The sequence below is a fragment of the Microcoleus sp. Pol10D4 genome (genome assembly GCF_036701555.1).
In the GTDB taxonomy this organism is placed as follows: Bacteria; Cyanobacteriota; Cyanobacteriia; order Cyanobacteriales; family Microcoleaceae; genus Microcoleus.
On sequence record NZ_JAUBRA010000174.1, the window covers coordinates 1 to 1,092 of the forward strand.

Sequence of the window (1,092 nt, forward strand, 5' to 3'; positions counted from 1 at the left end):
GTAATTGCTCAACCCCCTTGACAAGAAGACAAGATAGACATTAGATCAAAGAATGGAAAAACTCCCCGACCTAAAACAGCTATCGAACGAGGCAAAAGAAGCCTTGATAGTAGAGCTATGGGAGAAAATCCAAAAACTAACCGCAGCGTTAGCAACCACAGACCAACCAAAACTAAGCCCATCTCCCAAAAAAACTAGCCAAAATTCCAGCACTCCACCGTCCAAAGGATTCAAGGCCAATATTAAGCCATCGAAAATTGAGGGGATAAAAAGACAAAGAAGCCTAGGAAGAGCAGGAGGGGGAAGAGAACTACATCCTGCTCCCGACCAAACAATCATCGCCCAACTCAAAAATTGCCCCCAGTGTGGAGAGAAAGTCACCGCCGCCACCCAAAAATTGCAATCCGTCTACGAAAAAATCGAACTACCCCCAATTCGCCCCATCATCACCCGAATAGAACGTTATGGTGGTCAGTGTGCCTGCTGTCAAACCGAGTATGTTGCCCCTGTACCATTGGGAATGGAACCAGGTTCACCGTTTGGCAGTTCTATTCAAAGCTTAGTCACATATCTTCGTTACACTCATGCCATCAGCTACGAACGGCTATCGTCGATATTTGCATCTGTTTTTGGACTCAAGATTTCCGAAGGAGCAATCGCAAACCTGTTGGCAAAAGTCAAAACCACTTTAGACGACCAAGTAAGTCAAATACTACAACGGTTGCGGCGGGCAAAATTAATTTGTTCAGATGAAACCAGTGCCAGAGTTAATGGACAGAATCAGTGGGAGTGGGTGTTTCAGAACCAGGATGTTTGTTTACACGTCATCCGTCCGAGTCGAGGCACTGGAGTAATTAACGAAGTTCTAGGAGAACATCGTCCTGACATCTGGGTGTCAGACTTATTTAGCGCTCAAAAAAATCACCCCGCACCACAATGGCAAGTGTGTTTGGCTCATCAACTGCGCGATTGCCAATATGCAATTGACGCTGGGGACAGGATTTTTGCCCCAGGAATGAAGAGGTTATTATTAAGGGCTTTTATCATCCATCGACGACGAGAAAAAATCGACGATGCCAGACTCAAGCGATA

The 1,092-nt window shown here is 45.7% G+C and carries 1 protein-coding gene; it reads left to right on the forward strand.

The window, feature by feature from the left end:
• Nucleotides 1–52: 52 nt before the first annotated feature.
• Nucleotides 53–1,092, forward strand: a 1,040-nt coding sequence (gene tnpC / locus QUA36_RS31225) for an IS66 family transposase (RefSeq protein WP_333460166.1), incomplete at its 3' end; no start/stop codon positions are given.